Source organism: Burkholderia singularis (assembly GCF_900176645.1).
Classification (GTDB): domain Bacteria; phylum Pseudomonadota; class Gammaproteobacteria; order Burkholderiales; family Burkholderiaceae; genus Burkholderia; species Burkholderia singularis.
The window spans coordinates 1-15,672 of record NZ_FXAN01000062.1 but is presented as its reverse complement, the minus strand read 5'-3'; the positions used below and the strand labels follow the sequence as shown (position 1 = coordinate 15,672).

The window sequence follows — 15,672 nt, the reverse complement described above, 5'->3', positions numbered from 1 at the left end:
TGGTAGCTTTAGGTCGCTTGCTGACTAACGTCCAACTGTATCACACGGGTTACCCCCGGGCGGGCCTCGACGGCCGCCTGTGTGGGCTGTCCAGCCTTTCTCAGCGCAATGCGCGCCCGACGATGACCGACGCCTCCGCTTTGCTGTCCCTTTCGTATTCGCATTATCTGGCGCGCGCGGCAGCGGCGCGGCCCGCGCTCGCCGAGCGGATCGCCGCATGGGCGGCCGCGCCCGTCACGCGCGCGGCGCTCGACGCGCGCTTTGCCGAGCTGCTCGCCGAAGGCGGCGCGCCGCCGGCCGAGGAATCGTTGAGGCGCGCGCTGCGGCAGCTGCGCATCGAGGCGTTCGGCGCGCTCGCCGAGCGCGATCTGGCCGGCCGCGCCGACGTTGCCGAAGTGACTGGCACGATGACCGATCTGGCCGAACTGGCGATCCAGCGTTCGCTCGCGCTGCTGTCCACGGAACTCGGCGCACTGTTCGGCGAGCCTCGCGGCCCGGCGGGCGAGCCGCTCGTGCTCGGCGTGGTCGGGATGGGCAAGCTCGGCGGCCGCGAACTCAACGTGTCGTCCGACATCGACCTGATCTTCATCTACGAGGACGACGGCGAGACGGCGGGCGGCAGCCGCGCGCCGATTTCCACGCACGAGTTTTTCACGCGGCTCGGCCGGCGGCTGATCGGCGTGCTGTCCGAGGTGACCGCCGACGGCTACGTGTTTCGCGTCGATATGCGGTTGCGCCCGAACGGCGATTCCGGCCCGCTCGTATGCAGCCTCGGCATGCTCGAGGAATATTTTTATGTGCAGGGCCGCGAGTGGGAACGCTATGCGTGGATCAAGGGCCGGCTCGTGTCCGAGCAGCACAGCGACGCGGCGCAACGTCTCGCGCGGCAGCTCGACGCGATCGTCAAGCCGTTCGTCTATCGGCGCTATCTCGATTTCGGCGTGATCGGCGCGATCCGCTCGCTGCACGAGCAGATCCGCGACGAGGCGCGGCGGCGCGCGACGATGCGCCCGGACAAGGCCGACGACATCAAGCTCGGCCGCGGCGGCATCCGCGAGATCGAATTCAGCGCGCAGGTGTTCCAGTTGATACGCGGCGGGCAGGACGCCGGCTTCCGGGTGCGACCGACGCTCGCGGTGCTGCGTCACGCGAGCGCGCGCGGGCTGATCGGCGACGACGTGCGCGCCGGGCTCACCGACGCGTATCTGTTTCTGCGCACGCTCGAGCACCGGCTGCAATACCGCAACGACGCGCAGACTCACGCGATGCCCGTCGATCCCGACGAGCGCGCGGCGCTGGCCGCGTCGCTCGGGTTTGCCGATTACGCGGCGCTCACGGCGGCGCTCGAGCGCCACCGCGCATTCGTCGAGGCTCAGTTCGATCAGGTGTTCGCCGACAAGGCGGCCGACGGCCGAGGCCGCGCCGGCGCCGGCGAAGCGGGCCGAATCTGGAGCGCCGCGCTCGGCGACGACAGCGCCGACGACGCGCTCGCCGCGCGCCTGGGCGGGCTCGGTTTCGCCGATCCGGCGGCGATGCTCGCGCGGCTCAAGGCAATCTGGCGCTCGTCGCGCTATGCCGGCCTGCCGGAGACGAGCCGGGTGCGCTTCGAGCGCGTCGCGCAGCGCGCGCTCGAAGCCGCGCCGCGCATCGACGCCGCGCACCGCGACGAAACCGTCGCGCGCTTTTTCGACCTGCTCGAGACGGTCGGCCGCCGCGGCGCGTATCTCGCGCTGCTGACCGAGTACCCGGCGGCGCTCGAACGCGTGCTGTCGGTGCTCGGCGCGACGCGCTGGGGCGGCAGCTACCTGATCCGCCATCCGCAACTGCTCGACGAGCTGCTCGACGACGAGGCGATCGACAGCCCGTTCGACTGGCAGGCGTTCAAGGGCGCGCTGCGCGCGCGGCTTGCCGCCGCCGACGGCGCGGAGCAGCAGATGGACCTGCTGCGTCACGCTCAGCATGCCGAAGTGTTCCGGATTCTGCTGATCGACCTGGCGGGCAAGCTGTCGGTCGAGCATGTGAGCGACCGCCTGTCGGAGCTTGCCGATGCGGTGCTCGACGTGACGATCGAAGTCGTCTGGTCGCAACTCGCGAAGCGCCACCGCGATACGCCGCGCTTCGCGGCGATCGCATACGGCAAGCTCGGCGGCAAGGAGCTGGGCTACGCGTCGGATCTCGACCTGATTTTCCTGTATGACGACCCGGACGAGCGCGCGGCCGACGTCTACACGACGTTCGCGCGGCGTCTGATTACGTGGCTCACCACCGCGACGGGCGCGGGCACGCTGTTCGACATCGATCTGCGGTTGCGGCCGAACGGCGAGGCGGGCCTGCTCGTCACCGATCTGGACGCGTTCCGGCGCTATCAATTGCGCGAGGGCGACGCGGCGAACACTGCATGGGTATGGGAGCATCAGGCGCTCACGCGCGCGCGCCACAGCGCGGGCGACGCCGCGATCGGCGCGGCGTTCGAGGCGATCCGCGTGCAGGTGCTGACGATGCCGCGCGATGCGGCGGTGCTCGCGCGGGAGATTGTCGGAATGCGCGACAAGGTGCTCGCCGGGCACCCGAACACCAGCGCGCTATTCGATCTGAAGCACGATCGAGGCGGGATGGTCGACGTCGAGTTCATCGTCCAGTATTGGGTGCTGCTGCACGCGGCGCGGCACCCGGGGATGATCCGCAATACCGGCAATATCGCGCTGCTGCGCGAGGTCGCGCGCTTCGGGCTGATGAGCGAGGCGGAGGCCGAGACGGTCGGCGCCGCGTACCGGACTTACCGGCGGCTGCAACACCGGCTGCGGCTCGACGGGATGGAGAAGGCGCGGGTCGAGCCGCAGCGGGTTGCCGACGAGTGCGCGGCGGTGGCCGCGCTGTGGGCGCGGGTGTTCGGGTAGGGCGCGCGACGCGCGGCGGCTCGAACGCGCGGCGGTCCGCAAGCGCTGGCGCGGCGGCGGGCGCTGCCGGTTGGCCGCCACCAGCCCCGTATCACGCGGTCAGCATTTCCTTCGCGTGCCGGCGCGTGGTTGCGGTGATTTCGAGGCCGCCCAGCATTCGCGCGACTTCCTCGATCCGGCTTGCTTTATCGAGCGCGACGACGCTCGAGACGGTGCCGCCCCGCGCATCCTGTGCCTTCGCGACCTGGAAGTGCTGATCGCCGCGCGCGGCGACCTGCGGCAGATGCGTGACGCACAGCACTTGCCGCATGCGCCCGAGCTGGTGCAAAAGCCGCCCGACCACCTCGGCGACGCCGCCGCCGATGCCCGTGTCGACTTCGTCGAAGATCAGTGTCGGCGTCGGGCTTGCCGCGCTCGCGATCACCGCGAGCGCGAGGCTGATGCGCGCGAGTTCGCCGCCCGATGCGACCTTCGCGAGCGGCCGCAGCGGCACGCCCGGATGGCCCGCGACACGGAATTCGATCTGCTCGAGGCCGTGCGCGCCGCCTTGTTCGAGCGGCACCAGCGCGACCTCGAAGCTGCCGCCGGCCATCGACAGTTCCTGCATCCCCGCCGTCACTGCCGCGCCGAGCGCCTTGGCGGCCGCCTTGCGCGCTTTCGACAGCCGCTTCGCGTCGACGAGGTATGCGTCCTTCGCGCGCTCGGCGGCCGCGTGCAGCGCGGTGAGGTCGGCGGCGGCGTCGAGTTCGGCGAGTTGCGCGCGGCGCGCGGCATGCTCGTCGTGCAGTGTCTCGGGTGGCAGCCGGAATTTGCGGGCGGTGGAGTGCAACGCGTCCAGACGCGTTTCGACTTGCGCGAGCCTGTCCGGATCGAGATCGAGCCGCTGCGCGCAATGCGACAGCGAATACGACGCTTCCTGCAACTGGATTTCGGCCGGTTCGAGCGACGCAAGCACGTCGTTGAGCGCCGGATCGTATTCGGCGAGGCTTCTGAGCTTCGATACGATCGCGCGCAGTTGCGTGAGCATCGCGCCGTCGGATTCGGAAATCGCGGCGAGCGCGCCCTGCACGCCGTCGATCAGGTTCGCCGAATGCGTGAGCCGCTTGTGCTCGGCGCTGATCTCGTCCCATTCGCCCGGCAACGGCGCGAGCTTGTCGAGTTCGGCGAGCTGCCACGCGAGCTTTTCGCGTTCGAGCTGACGCTCGCGCTCGTGCGACAGCGCGGCTTCGATCGCGGCGCTCGCGTCGCGCCACGCGCGAAAACGGCGCGCGACGGCCGCCGCGTCGTCGGCGAGCCCCGCATGCGTGTCGAACAATTCGCGCTGCGCGTCCGCGCGCATCAGCAATTGGTGCGCATGCTGGCCATGAATGTCGACGAGCATTTCGCCCACTTCGCGCAGTTGCGCGAGCGTCGCGCTCGTGCCGTTGATGAACGCGCGCGAGCGGCCGTTCGCGTCGATCACGCGCCGCAGCATCACCGTGTCGTCGGCGTCGAACGCGTGTTCGTCGAGCCAGCGCGCGACGCGCTCGTGCGGCGTGAATTCCGCGCTGATGTCGGCGCGGCTGCTGCCGGTGCGCACGACGCTCGCGTCGGCGCGCTCGCCGAGCGCGAGTGCGAGCGCATCGATCAGGATGGATTTGCCGGCGCCCGTTTCGCCTGAGAAGACGGTGAAGCCGGTGTCGAATTCGAGGTCGAGCGCGGCGACGATGACGAAGTCGCGGATCGAGAGATGGCGGAGCATGGGTGTTGGGCGGCGAAGGAGAACGTCAGGAAGCGGGATCGTCGTCTGCTTCGGTCGACGGATGTTCGTTCCAGTGCAGCTTCTTACGCAGCGTCGCATAGTAGCTGTAGCCGACCGGGTGCAGGAACGGCACCATGTATTTGGAGCGGCGCACCTCGATCGTGTCGTTCAGCTCGAGCGCGGTGAACGATTGCATGTCGAAGTTCACGTTCACGTCGCGGCCGCTGACGATCCGGATGGCGATCTTCGAATCGTCCGGCAGCACGATCGGCCGGTTCGACAGCGCGTGCGGCGCGATCGGCACGAGCACGATGCCTTGCAATTGCGGATGCAGGATCGGCCCCGACGACGACAGCGCATACGCGGTCGAGCCGGTCGGGGTGGCGACGATCAAGCCGTCGGAGCGCTGGTTGTACATGAAGCGGCCGTCGACCGACACGCGCAGCTCGGCCATCCCGGAAAAGCCGCTGCGATTGACGACCACGTCGTTGAACGCGAGCGCGTGGTAGATCGGCTCGCCGTCGCGCACGATCCGCGCTTCGAGCAGCGTGCGCTCCTCACGTTCGTAGCTGCCAGCGAGCATGGCCGGCACGACGTCCTTCATGTCGGACGCCGGGATATCGGTGATGAAGCCGAGGCGGCCGTGGTTGATGCCGATGAGCGGCGTTTTATACGGCGCGAGCTGGCGGCCGATGCCGAGCATCGTGCCGTCGCCGCCGAGCACCACCGCGACGTCGGCGCGCGCGCCGATCTCGGCGGGCGTGAGCGCCGGGTAGCCGGCCGCATGGCCGGCGGCGCCGATCGCCTGCGCGGTGTCCGCCTCGAACACGACTTCGAAGCCGCGCTTGGCGATGCACGCGGCAAGCGTCGTCAGCGGCTCGACGATGCCCGGCGTGTTGCTGCGCCCGACGAGCGCGACGGTGTGGAATTGATGGCCGATTTTCATGCCGGCATTACACCATAGCTCGATGACGAAAAGAACCGCCCGGCGCGCCGGGCGCGGCAAAACGGCTGCTGCGCCCGGCGCGCGGCAAGCGCCGCAGACTCGCCGTTATCGCCCGGTTGCGCTAGAATTTTCCATCATGTTAGATCCGCGCGCCCGAACCCTCCTCAAGACCCTGATCGAACGGTATATCGCCGACGGTCAGCCGGTCGGGTCACGCACGTTGTCTCGTTATTCCGGGCTCGAGCTGAGCCCGGCGACGATCCGCAACGTGATGTCCGACCTGGAGGAACTCGGCCTCGTGTCCAGCCCCCACACGTCGGCGGGCCGTGTGCCGACGCCGCGCGGCTATCGCCTGTTCGTCGATACGATGCTCACGGTCGAATCGACGATCGACGCGGAGGCCGTCACGCGGCACGTGCAGACGACGCTGCAGGCGGGCGAGCCGCAGCAGCGGGTGGTCGCGGCGGCGGCGAGCGTGCTGTCGAGCCTGTCGCAGTTCGCCGGCGTCGTGCTGACGCCGCGCCGCAGCCACGTGTTCAAGCAGATCGAGTTCCTGCGGCTGTCCGACAAGCGGATTCTTCTGATCATCGTGACGCCTGAAGGCGACGTGCAGAACCGGATCATGGCGACGCAGCGCGATTACGCGCCATCGCAGCTCACCGAGGCGTCGAACTACATCAATACGCACTTTGCCGGGCTGTCGTTCGACGAGGTGCGCGTCCGGTTGCGCGAGGAAATCGACGAGCTGCGCGGCGACATGACGGCGCTGATGCACGCAGCCGTCACGGCGGGCACGGAGGCGTCCGACGACGAGGACGCCGTGCTGATTTCCGGCGAGCGCAACCTGCTCGAAGTCGCCGATCTGTCTTCCGACATGGCGCGGCTGCGCAAGTTGTTCGACGTGTTCGACCAGAAGACGAGCTTGCTGCAGTTGCTCGATGTGTCGAGCCATGCGCAAGGCGTGCAGATCTTCATCGGCGGCGAATCGACGCTCGTGCCGATCGACGAGATGAGTGTCGTGACCGCGCCATACGAGGTGAACGGCAAGATCGTCGGCACGCTCGGCGTGATCGGACCCACACGGATGGCCTACAACCGCGTGATTCCGATCGTCGACATCACGGCCCGCCTGCTGTCGATGACGCTCAGCCAGCAGTAACCGGTTTCGTCCGGCATTTCGTCCGTCATTCATTTATTTCCCCGGCTTTCTTTGCCTGCGGCGCGCGCCCGAATGCCGCGCCTGCCGGTTAATCGTGCCGGCGCGCCGGTTGCCGCGCAATCGGCCAAACGGCCGGCTGGCCCGGGTGGAGCGTCCCGTTATAATGAATGACGTTCGATTCGGTGCCCCTGGCACGCTCATTCATGCGTTTTGACCTCGAACCACCGTCGCATGCCGCGGCCGCGCAGCGCGTCGCGGTGTTGCTGATCAATCTCGGCACGCCGGACGAGCCGACGCCGCGCGCGGTGCGCCGCTACCTCGCGCAGTTCCTGTCCGATCCGCGGGTCGTCGAGATTCCGCAGGCGCTCTGGCAGATTGTCCTGCGCGCGCTGATTCTGCCGCTGCGCGGCCGCTCGTCGGCGAAGAAGTATGCAGCCGTCTGGCTGCCCGAGGGTTCGCCGCTGCGCGTCTATACCGAGCGCCAGGTCGATGCCGTGCGGCCCCTTTTTGCGGCCAACGGCTACCGGGTGAGGGTCGATTACGCGATGCGCTACGGCGCGCCCGGTATTGCCGATGTGCTCGGGCAATTGAAGCGCGCCGGTGTCGAGCGGGTGCTGCTGATGCCGATGTATCCGCAATATTCGGCATCGACGACGGCGACCGCGTTCGACGCCGCATTCGCCGCGTTTAGGAGGATGCGCAACCAGCCGGAAGTGCGCACGGTACGCCACTACGCGGACCATCCAGCGTATATTCACGCGCTTGCCGAACAGGTCCGCCAGTATTGGGCGGCGCATGGGCGGCCGGCGTTCGATTCAGGCGACAAACTCGTGCTGAGCTTCCATGGCGTGCCCAAGCGCACGCTCGATCTCGGCGATCCGTACCACGACCAGTGCCAGCAGACGGCCGCGCTGCTGATGGCCGCACTTGGGCTGACGACGTTCGAGTGCCGGGTCACGTTTCAGTCCCGTTTCGGCAATGCGGAATGGCTGCAGCCGTACACGGCGCCGACGCTCAAGGAACTGGGCGCGGCCGGCGTGCGTCGCGCGGACGTGTTCTGCCCCGGATTTACCGCCGATTGCCTCGAGACGATCGAGGAGATCGGGATAGAAGGGCGCGATGAGTTTCTGCATGGCGGCGGCCACGAATTTCATCGGATTCCGTGCCTGAATACGTCGCCCGCTTGGATTGCCGCGCTCGGCGAGATCGCGGCTGAAAACCTGCAAGGTTGGCCGGTGCGCGTGGCGGTGCCGGAAGCCATCGCCTGATCGCCGGATACACGCGATGAATTTCAAGATTTCGACCGAACCCGGCGCGCGGCTGCGTATCGACAAATGGTTGTGGGCCGCGCGCTTTTTCAAGACCCGGTCGCTCGCGGCCGACGCAGTCGATAAAGGGCGCGTGAAGATCGGCGGTTTGCCCGTCAAACCCGCGAAGGAGGTGCGCGTAGGCGACCGGGTCGATGTGACGATCGAAAGCGTTATCTGGCAGGTCGACGTGCTCGGGGTATGCGATGTGCGCGGGCCGGCGAGCGTCGCGCAGTCGCTCTATGCGGAAACCGACGCGGGGCGGGAAAAGCGGCTGGCGGAACTCGACCGGCGCAGGCATTTCCGCGAACCGGCGGCGGAACTGCATGGGCGGCCGACGAAGCGGGACCGCCGGATCATCGACAAACTTTCGAGTGAGAGCTGAGAAGCTGCTCGAATGTCGCGAGCGCGCCGCCGTATTCGGTCGTGTGCTCGGTGACGGCTCCCGAAAGGCAAATGGTCGTCGTGCCGGCGACGAGTACCAGCGCGACTGCCGAGATAGCGAAGGTCAGCTTCACGGTACTCCCCCTCGAGAAGACGGGTGAAAGGGCCTGGGAATGGGCGCAGGCGTTTGTCAGAGCGGGGGATGCACACGTCGAAATCGCGCATCGAAACGCCTGTTCGAAGTGTAGTTCAGCGCACCCGCGCGATCCAGAGGGCGGCCGGTAAGGGTTGTTACAGCACGTTTCGATCTGCGCCAGCCGGGAAGGCGGCGCCCGGGGCGCGCGCTGCCGGCGTGGCGCAAGTCCGTCGGGCGGGACGCGATTCTTACGGATCGCCTCTTGAAATCGCCGGGTGGAGCCCCATTTCGCACCGGGATAGTGCGGTATCTCGGCCGACAGCGCGGTTTCGCGCGAGGTCGGTGCGCCGCTTGGGATTTAACCTCTAACCGACTTTCGAAGCGACATGGAAAACACGCAAGACAATCCGACTGGCCAAACGATTGACGAAAACGGTCGCGAGGCCCGGGCCGCGGAGCCGGCGGCCCAAGCTGGACAGGCCGCGGCGCCGGCTGAGCAGGCCGCCGCCCCGGCCGACGCGTCGAAGGCAGCCTCCTCGGCAGGCACTTCGGGCGACGGCGCGGCGCTTGCCGATGCGCAAGCGAAGCTCGCTGAGCTGCAGGAGAGTTTTTTGCGCGCGAAGGCGGAAACCGAAAACGTGCGCCGCCGTTCGCAGGAGGATGTTGCGAAAGCGCACAAGTTCGCGATAGAGGGCTTTGCGGAAAACCTGCTGCCGGTGCTCGACAGCCTCGAGGCGGCGCTCAACGATACCTCCGGCGATCTGGCGAAGGTTCGCGAAGGCGTCGAGTTGACGCTGCGCCAGTTGCAAAGCGCGCTCGAGAAAGGGCGTGTGGTTGCGCTCAATCCGGTTGGCGAGAAGTTCGATCCGCATCTGCACCAGGCGATTTCGATGGTGCCGGCCGACCAGGAGCCGAACACGGTCGTCGCCGTGTTGCAAAAGGGCTACACGATCGCTGAGCGGGTGTTGCGCCCCGCGCTCGTGACGGTAGCGCAGCCGAAGTAACGGCGAGGCGGCACGGCATTGGCGCAGATCGGCATCGATTCGGCGGCTTTCGCGGCATTCGACATGCAGGCGCTCGACGCCGGGCACTTCGACGCGGGGCTCGCGGCCGCGGGTGACCGGCTTGCCGTGGTGTTCTTCTGGGGTGTTGACTGCTTCAACTGCGAAATCGCGAAAAAGGCGATGCTCGCGAACCCGGACGCGATCCGCGCGCTCGGCCTCAAGTGGTTTCACTGCAACATCTATGAGCACCGCGAACTTGGGCGGCGCTTCGGATTGCACGGCGTGCCGACGTGGTTTTTCTTTTACCGCGGCAGGCGGCTTGGCCGGGCGACCGGCTGGCACGGGCTCGCGCAGTTCGAGGCGGCCGTGGCCGCCGCGCGCGCGAAGGCTGCCGCTGCGCAAACCGGCCGCGGCGCCGATTGAAAAAATTTAATGGCCACGTCTGTTTTGGGGTCTTGAAAACGACACAGCCGCACCTATTTCGGGTGCAGAGCCGAATTGAGCGCGGCGCAACGGGTGGAAAACCGGCGCGCCGCAGCAAACAGAGATTATTGGAGATTAGGAAAAATGGGAAAGATCATCGGTATTGACCTCGGCACCACGAACTCGTGCGTCGCGATCATGGAAGGCAACCAGGTCAAGGTCATCGAGAACTCGGAAGGCGCGCGCACCACGCCGTCGATCATTGCATACATGGACGACAACGAAGTGCTCGTCGGCGCGCCGGCCAAGCGTCAGTCGGTGACGAACCCGAAGAACACGCTGTTCGCGGTGAAGCGCCTGATCGGCCGCCGTTTCGAAGAGAAGGAAGTGCAGAAGGACATCGGCCTGATGCCCTACTCGATCATCAAGGCCGACAACGGCGACGCGTGGGTCGAGGCGCACGGCCAGAAGCTCGCGCCGCCGCAAGTGTCGGCCGAAGTGCTGCGCAAGATGAAGAAGACGGCCGAGGATTACCTGGGCGAACCCGTCACGGAAGCCGTGATCACGGTGCCCGCGTACTTCAACGATAGTCAGCGCCAGGCGACCAAGGACGCCGGCCGCATTGCCGGCCTCGAGGTCAAGCGGATCATCAACGAACCGACCGCCGCCGCGCTCGCATTCGGCCTTGACAAGGCCGAGAAGGGCGACCGCAAGATCGCGGTGTACGACCTCGGCGGCGGCACGTTCGATGTGTCGATCATCGAGATCGCGGACGTCGACGGTGAAAAGCAGTTCGAAGTGTTGTCGACCAACGGCGATACGTTCCTGGGCGGCGAGGATTTCGACCAGCGCATCATCGACTACATCATCGGCGAGTTCAAGAAGGAGCAGGGCGTCGATCTGTCGAAGGACGTGCTCGCGCTGCAACGTCTGAAGGAAGCGGCCGAGAAGGCGAAGATCGAGCTGTCTTCGGGCCAGCAGACCGAAATCAACCTGCCGTACATCACGGCCGACGCGTCGGGTCCGAAGCACCTGAACCTGAAGATCACGCGTGCGAAGCTCGAGGCGCTCGTCGAGGATCTGGTCGAGCGCACGATCGAGCCGTGCCGGACCGCGATCAAGGATGCGGGCGTCAAGGTGTCGGATATCGACGATGTGATCCTGGTCGGCGGCCAAACCCGCATGCCGAAGGTGATGGAAAAGGTCAAGGAGTTTTTCGGCAAGGAGCCGCGCCGTGACGTGAACCCGGACGAAGCCGTCGCCGTCGGTGCGGCGATCCAGGGTCAGGTGCTGTCGGGCGATCGTAAGGATGTGCTGCTGCTCGACGTGACTCCGCTGTCGCTCGGCATCGAGACGCTGGGTGGCGTGATGACCAAGATGATCAACAAGAACACCACGATCCCGACCAAGCACGCGCAAGTGTATTCGACCGCGGACGACAACCAGAGCGCGGTGACGATCAAGGTGTACCAGGGTGAGCGCGAAATGGCGGCCGGCAACAAGCTGCTCGGCGAGTTCAACCTGGAAGGCATTCCGCCCGCTCCGCGCGGCGTGCCGCAGATCGAAGTGACCTTCGACATCGACGCGAACGGCATTTTGCATGTCGGCGCGAAGGACAAGGCCACCGGCAAGGAAAACAAGATCACGATCAAGGCGAACTCGGGTCTGTCCGAAGCCGAGATCGACCAGATGATCAAGGACGCGGAGGCGAACGCGGCGGAGGATCACAAGCTGCGTGAGCTTGCCGATGCGCGCAACCAGGGCGACGCGCTCGTCCACAGCACGAAGAAGGCGCTCACCGAGTACGGCGACAAGCTGGAGGCGGGCGAGAAGGAGAAGATCGAGGCGGCGCTCAAGGAGCTCGAGGACGTGCTGAAGAACACGTCGAGTGACAAGGCGGCGATCGATGCGAAGATCGAGGCGGTTGCGACGGCTTCGCAGAAGCTCGGCGAAAAGATGTACGCCGACATGCAAGCGCAGGCGGGCGCGGCTGGCGCATCGGGGGCATCGGGGACAGCGGCGGCCGACAGCGGCGCGCAGGCGGCCGACGACGTTGTCGACGCCGACTTCAAGGAAGTGAAGAAGGACTGAGGCCGGGCCGAGATCGGGCTGCGCCGCGTATCATCGATGCGCGGCGCAGCCTTCCCGGGTCCGTTTCTTCGCTCCGGATAGGCGGATCATTCTTGCGCCTGGCGAGCCTCGCGGCTCTCCGGGCACATTTGTTTTATGGCGAACCGATATGGCGAAACGGGATTACTACGAGGTTCTGGGCGTCGCGAAGAATGCGAGCGACGACGAAATCAAGAAGGCATATCGCAAGCTCGCGATGAAGTACCACCCCGACCGCAATCCTGACAGCAAGGATGCGGAAGAGCGTTTCAAGGAGGCGAAGGAAGCCTATGAAATGCTGTCGGACGGCCAGAAACGCGCGGCGTATGATCAGTATGGCCACGCGGGCGTCGATCCGAACATGGGGGGAGCCGGCGCGCAAGGGTTCGGCGGTTTCGCCGATGCGTTCGGCGATATTTTCGGCGACATCTTCGGCCAAGCGGCGGGCGGCGCACGCAGCCGCGGCGGCCCGCAGGTGTATCGCGGCGCGGATTTGCGCTACAGCATGGAGATCACGCTCGAGCAGGCGGCGCACGGCTACGATACGCAGATCCGCGTGCCGAACTGGACGTCGTGCGGCGTTTGTCATGGCTCGGGTGCGAAGCCCGGCACGAAGCCCGAAACCTGCCCGACCTGTCACGGGCAGGGCACGGTGCGCATGTCGCAAGGCTTTTTCAGCATCCAGCAGACCTGCCCGAAGTGCCACGGCACCGGCACCTACATTCCGGAGCCGTGCACGAACTGCCACGGCTCGGGCAAGGTGAAGGAAACCAAGACGCTCGAAGTGAAGATTCCGCCGGGCATCGACGATGGGATGCGGATCCGCTCGGCCGGCAATGGCGAGCCGGGCATCAACGGGGGGCCGTCGGGCGACCTGTACGTCGAAATCCACATCAAGCCGCATTCGGTGTTCGAGCGCGACGGCGACGATCTGCATTGCCAGATGCCGATTCCGTTCACGACGGCGGCGCTTGGCGGCGAGATCGAAGTGCCGACGCTTGCCGGCCGCGCGAGCTTCACGGTGCCGGAAGGCACGCAGTCGGGCAAGACGTTCCGTCTGCGGGGCAAGGGCATCAAGGGGCTGCGCTCGAGCATCGCGGGCGATCTGTATGTGCACGTGCAGGTTGAGACGCCCGTGAAGCTGACCGATCAGCAGCGCGATCTGCTCAAGCAGTTCGAGAAGTCGCTCGCGGAGGGCGGCTCGCGTCACAGCCCGCAAAGCAAGAGCTGGTTCGACCGCGTGAAGAGCTTCTTCGAGTGACGCCCGGCACGGCGCAGCTGGTTTTCAGGTTTCAGGCAGCACAGGATGACTGACCAAGCGGGCGCGGTTTTCGCGCTCTTCGACGATTGCGACTCGACCGCGGCAGCGCGGTCGAGTCGTTTGTATGCCGGCTTTTCGCATCAGCGCGTCGCGACCGATCCGGCCCAGCTCGACGCACTGTGCGCGGCGGTCGCCGCCGATGCGCGGCGGGGACTGCACCCGGTCGTGATCGGCGATTACGAGTTCGGACGCGATCTGCAGCTTGGGCCGAAATTCGCAGCGACATCCGCGGCAAAGGGCGGCGGCGCGCTGCGGTTTCTGCTGTTCTCCACTTGCACGAAGCTGTCGCGCGGCGAAGTCGACGCATGGCTTGCCGAGCGCGACGGCGGGCTCGCCGAGCCGTCGGTCGCGGGTATCGCGCGTATGCGCGCAAGCGTGACGCGCGAGGCATTCGATGCGGCGATCGCCGCGATCCACGAGGCGCTGCGCGCGGGCGATTCGTATCAGGTCAATTACACCTATCGGCTTCATTTCGACACGTTCGGCGCGCCGCTCGCGCTATACCGCCGCTTGCGCGCGCGTCAGCCGGTGCGCCACGGTGCGCTGATCGCGTTGCCGGGCGGCGCGTGGATCGTGTCGTGCTCGCCGGAGCTTTTTGTCGAGAAGACGGGGACGCGGCTGCGCGCGCGGCCCATGAAAGGCACTGCGCCGCGTTCGTCCGATTCCCGTCTGGACGCGGCGGCGGCCGAGTTTTTGGCGAGCGACGCCAAGAATCGCGCTGAGAATCTGATGATCGTCGATCTGTTGCGCAACGATCTGGCGCGCATTGCGCGTACCGGATCGGTGACGGTGCCCCGGCGTTTTTCGATCGAGCCCTATGCGTCGGTGTGGCAGATGACGTCGACGGTCGAAGCGGAGTTGGTCGAGCGCGCGACATTTGCCGACGTGTTGCGCGCGCTTTTTCCGTGCGGCTCGATCACGGGCGCGCCGAAGCACAAGACGATGCAGTTGATCGATGCGCTCGAGACGACGCCGCGCGGGCTCTATACGGGCTTGCTCGGTTGGTTGGATGCGCCGCGGGAAGCGTTGCCGGCGCACGCTTCGCACGCGTTTGCCTCAGCGGGCGCCGGCGCCGCGCAGAATGTTTCGGCAGACGTGCCGCGCGAATGCCCGCCGGGGGACTCGCCGGCGCAGGATGACGCTCGCTCGGCCGGTGGGCGGCCGCGTGTTGCGATACGGGGCGAGGTGCCGTCGAGCGCCGGCGCGGCTTCGAGCGCGGCTGCGGCCGATTTGCGGTCCGAGGTGTGGCCCGGTTCGCGAGCCGCCGTCGACGCTCAAAGCGCTCAAACGACTTTCCGCACCGAGGACGCATTACGCGATGCGTGCGGCGATTTTTGTTTGTCGGTCGCGATCCGCACGCTGACGCTCGAGCCGGCGGCAGGCGGCGGGCGGCGGGGCACGATGGGCGTCGGCGGCGGGATCGTGCTCGACAGCATAGCGGCAGACGAATATACGGAATGCGCGGTGAAGGCGCGTTTCCTGACGGGCGTCGATCCCGGCTTCCGGTTGTTCGAGACCACGTATGCGACGCGCGACGCCGGCGTGCGTCATTTCGAACGCCATCTTGCGCGCTTGCGCGCGAGCGCCGGCGCGTTCGATTTCGTGTTCGACGAAGCGCTCGTCCGACATCGTATCGGCGAGCGCTGTGCGCAGCTTGCCGATGGCGAGCACCGTATGCGGATCGCGCTGGCGAAGGACGGCGCGCTCGATATCGTCACCGCGCCGCTCGCGCCGCTCGCGCCGCTCGCGGGCGAGACACTCGACGTGCTGCTCGCGTGCGAGCACGGCTTCGCGCCGGTGCGCTCGGACGATCCGTTGCTCGCGCACAAGACGACGCGCCGCGTCGATTTCGACCGTGCGTGGCAGGCCGCCGACGCGCAACGCGCGTTCGACATGCTGTTCTTCAACGAGCGCGGCGAACTGACGGAAGGCGGGCGCTCGAACGTGTTTGTGAAGCTCGCGGGGCGCTGGTTTACGCCGCCATTGTCATCGGGGCTGCTGCCGGGCGTGATGCGCGGCGCGCTGCTCGACGATGAGCGGCTCGCGGCCGCTGAACGAATCCTGACACTCGACGACCTGCTGCAAGCGGAAGCGCTGATGCTCGCGAATGCGCTGCGCGGCGCGCTGTCCGCGAAACTCGTGCGGGCGGGCGAGCCGGGATGACGGTAAGTGCCGGCGAGGGGTAACGCGGGGACCGTGCCGCTTGCGCTCGGCGCTTGACGATCGATAATGGAAGCCGCAAGCC

11 protein-coding genes are annotated in these 15,672 nt (G+C 66.9%); 9 read left to right on the top strand and 2 right to left on the bottom strand.

Annotated elements, in window-relative coordinates:
- The first annotated feature begins 122 nt into the window (after positions 1–122).
- Positions 123–2,897, top strand: a complete 2,775-nt coding sequence (gene glnE / locus BSIN_RS13700; RefSeq protein WP_089340928.1) for a bifunctional [glutamate--ammonia ligase]-adenylyl-L-tyrosine phosphorylase/[glutamate--ammonia-ligase] adenylyltransferase — start codon at positions 123–125, stop codon at positions 2,895–2,897.
- Between the two features lie 91 nt (positions 2,898–2,988).
- Here the strand turns inward: glnE and recN are convergent, their stop codons facing one another.
- A complete protein-coding gene (gene recN, locus BSIN_RS13695) occupies positions 2,989–4,638 on the bottom strand; it encodes a DNA repair protein RecN (RefSeq protein ID WP_089340927.1) in 1,650 nt (549 codons plus the stop codon).
- A gap of 25 nt (positions 4,639–4,663) precedes the next feature.
- Positions 4,664–5,584 (bottom strand): NAD kinase, encoded by a 921-nt coding sequence (locus tag BSIN_RS13690; protein WP_059512895.1) that lies wholly within the window; start codon positions 5,582–5,584, stop codon positions 4,664–4,666.
- 136 nt (positions 5,585–5,720) lie between these two features.
- Between BSIN_RS13690 and hrcA the strand changes: the two genes are divergently transcribed.
- The 8 genes from hrcA to BSIN_RS13650 all read left to right on the top strand — a co-directional run bounded on the left by hrcA (position 5,721) and on the right by BSIN_RS13650 (position 15,590).
- Positions 5,721–6,743 (top strand): heat-inducible transcriptional repressor HrcA, encoded by a 1,023-nt coding sequence (gene hrcA / locus BSIN_RS13685; protein ID WP_059512940.1) that lies wholly within the window; start codon positions 5,721–5,723, stop codon positions 6,741–6,743.
- 203 nt (positions 6,744–6,946) lie between these two features.
- A complete protein-coding gene (hemH, locus tag BSIN_RS13680; protein WP_173678682.1) occupies positions 6,947–8,011 on the top strand; it encodes a ferrochelatase in 1,065 nt (354 codons plus the stop codon).
- Between the two features lie 16 nt (positions 8,012–8,027).
- The gene (locus tag BSIN_RS13675; RefSeq protein ID WP_089340925.1) at positions 8,028–8,435 is read left to right on the top strand and encodes an RNA-binding S4 domain-containing protein; all 408 of its coding nucleotides are present in this window, start codon (positions 8,028–8,030) and stop codon (positions 8,433–8,435) included.
- Positions 8,436–8,956: 521 nt separating this feature from the next.
- Entirely contained in the window at positions 8,957–9,574 is a 618-nt protein-coding gene (grpE, locus tag BSIN_RS13670; protein WP_089340924.1) for a nucleotide exchange factor GrpE, read from the top strand.
- A gap of 18 nt (positions 9,575–9,592) precedes the next feature.
- Positions 9,593–9,997, top strand: a complete 405-nt coding sequence (locus tag BSIN_RS13665) for a thioredoxin family protein (protein ID WP_089340923.1) — start codon at positions 9,593–9,595, stop codon at positions 9,995–9,997.
- Positions 9,998–10,141: 144 nt separating this feature from the next.
- Entirely contained in the window at positions 10,142–12,088 is a 1,947-nt protein-coding gene (dnaK, locus tag BSIN_RS13660; protein ID WP_089340922.1) for a molecular chaperone DnaK, read from the top strand.
- Positions 12,089–12,236: 148 nt separating this feature from the next.
- Positions 12,237–13,367, top strand: a complete 1,131-nt coding sequence (gene dnaJ / locus BSIN_RS13655) for a molecular chaperone DnaJ (protein WP_059512885.1) — start codon at positions 12,237–12,239, stop codon at positions 13,365–13,367.
- Between the two features lie 45 nt (positions 13,368–13,412).
- A complete protein-coding gene (locus tag BSIN_RS13650; protein WP_089340921.1) occupies positions 13,413–15,590 on the top strand; it encodes a chorismate-binding protein in 2,178 nt (725 codons plus the stop codon).
- Positions 15,591–15,672 lie beyond the last annotated feature (82 nt).

Excerpts from the sequence above, each read along its gene's own strand:
- recN (WP_089340927.1), bottom strand. The coding sequence starts at position 4,638 with ATGCTCCGCCATCTCTCGATCCGCGACTTCGTCATCGTCGCCGCGCTC.
- BSIN_RS13675 (WP_089340925.1), top strand. The coding sequence starts at position 8,028 with ATGAATTTCAAGATTTCGACCGAACCCGGCGCGCGGCTGCGTATCGAC.
- BSIN_RS13650 (WP_089340921.1), top strand. The coding sequence starts at position 13,413 with ATGACTGACCAAGCGGGCGCGGTTTTCGCGCTCTTCGACGATTGCGAC.
- glnE (WP_089340928.1), top strand. The coding sequence starts at position 123 with ATGACCGACGCCTCCGCTTTGCTGTCCCTTTCGTATTCGCATTATCTG.
- grpE (WP_089340924.1), top strand. The coding sequence starts at position 8,957 with ATGGAAAACACGCAAGACAATCCGACTGGCCAAACGATTGACGAAAAC.
- BSIN_RS13690 (WP_059512895.1), bottom strand. The coding sequence starts at position 5,584 with ATGAAAATCGGCCATCAATTCCACACCGTCGCGCTCGTCGGGCGCAGC.
- hrcA (WP_059512940.1), top strand. The coding sequence starts at position 5,721 with ATGTTAGATCCGCGCGCCCGAACCCTCCTCAAGACCCTGATCGAACGG.
- dnaJ (WP_059512885.1), top strand. The coding sequence starts at position 12,237 with ATGGCGAAACGGGATTACTACGAGGTTCTGGGCGTCGCGAAGAATGCG.
- dnaK (WP_089340922.1), top strand. The coding sequence starts at position 10,142 with ATGGGAAAGATCATCGGTATTGACCTCGGCACCACGAACTCGTGCGTC.
- hemH (WP_173678682.1), top strand. The coding sequence starts at position 6,947 with ATGCGTTTTGACCTCGAACCACCGTCGCATGCCGCGGCCGCGCAGCGC.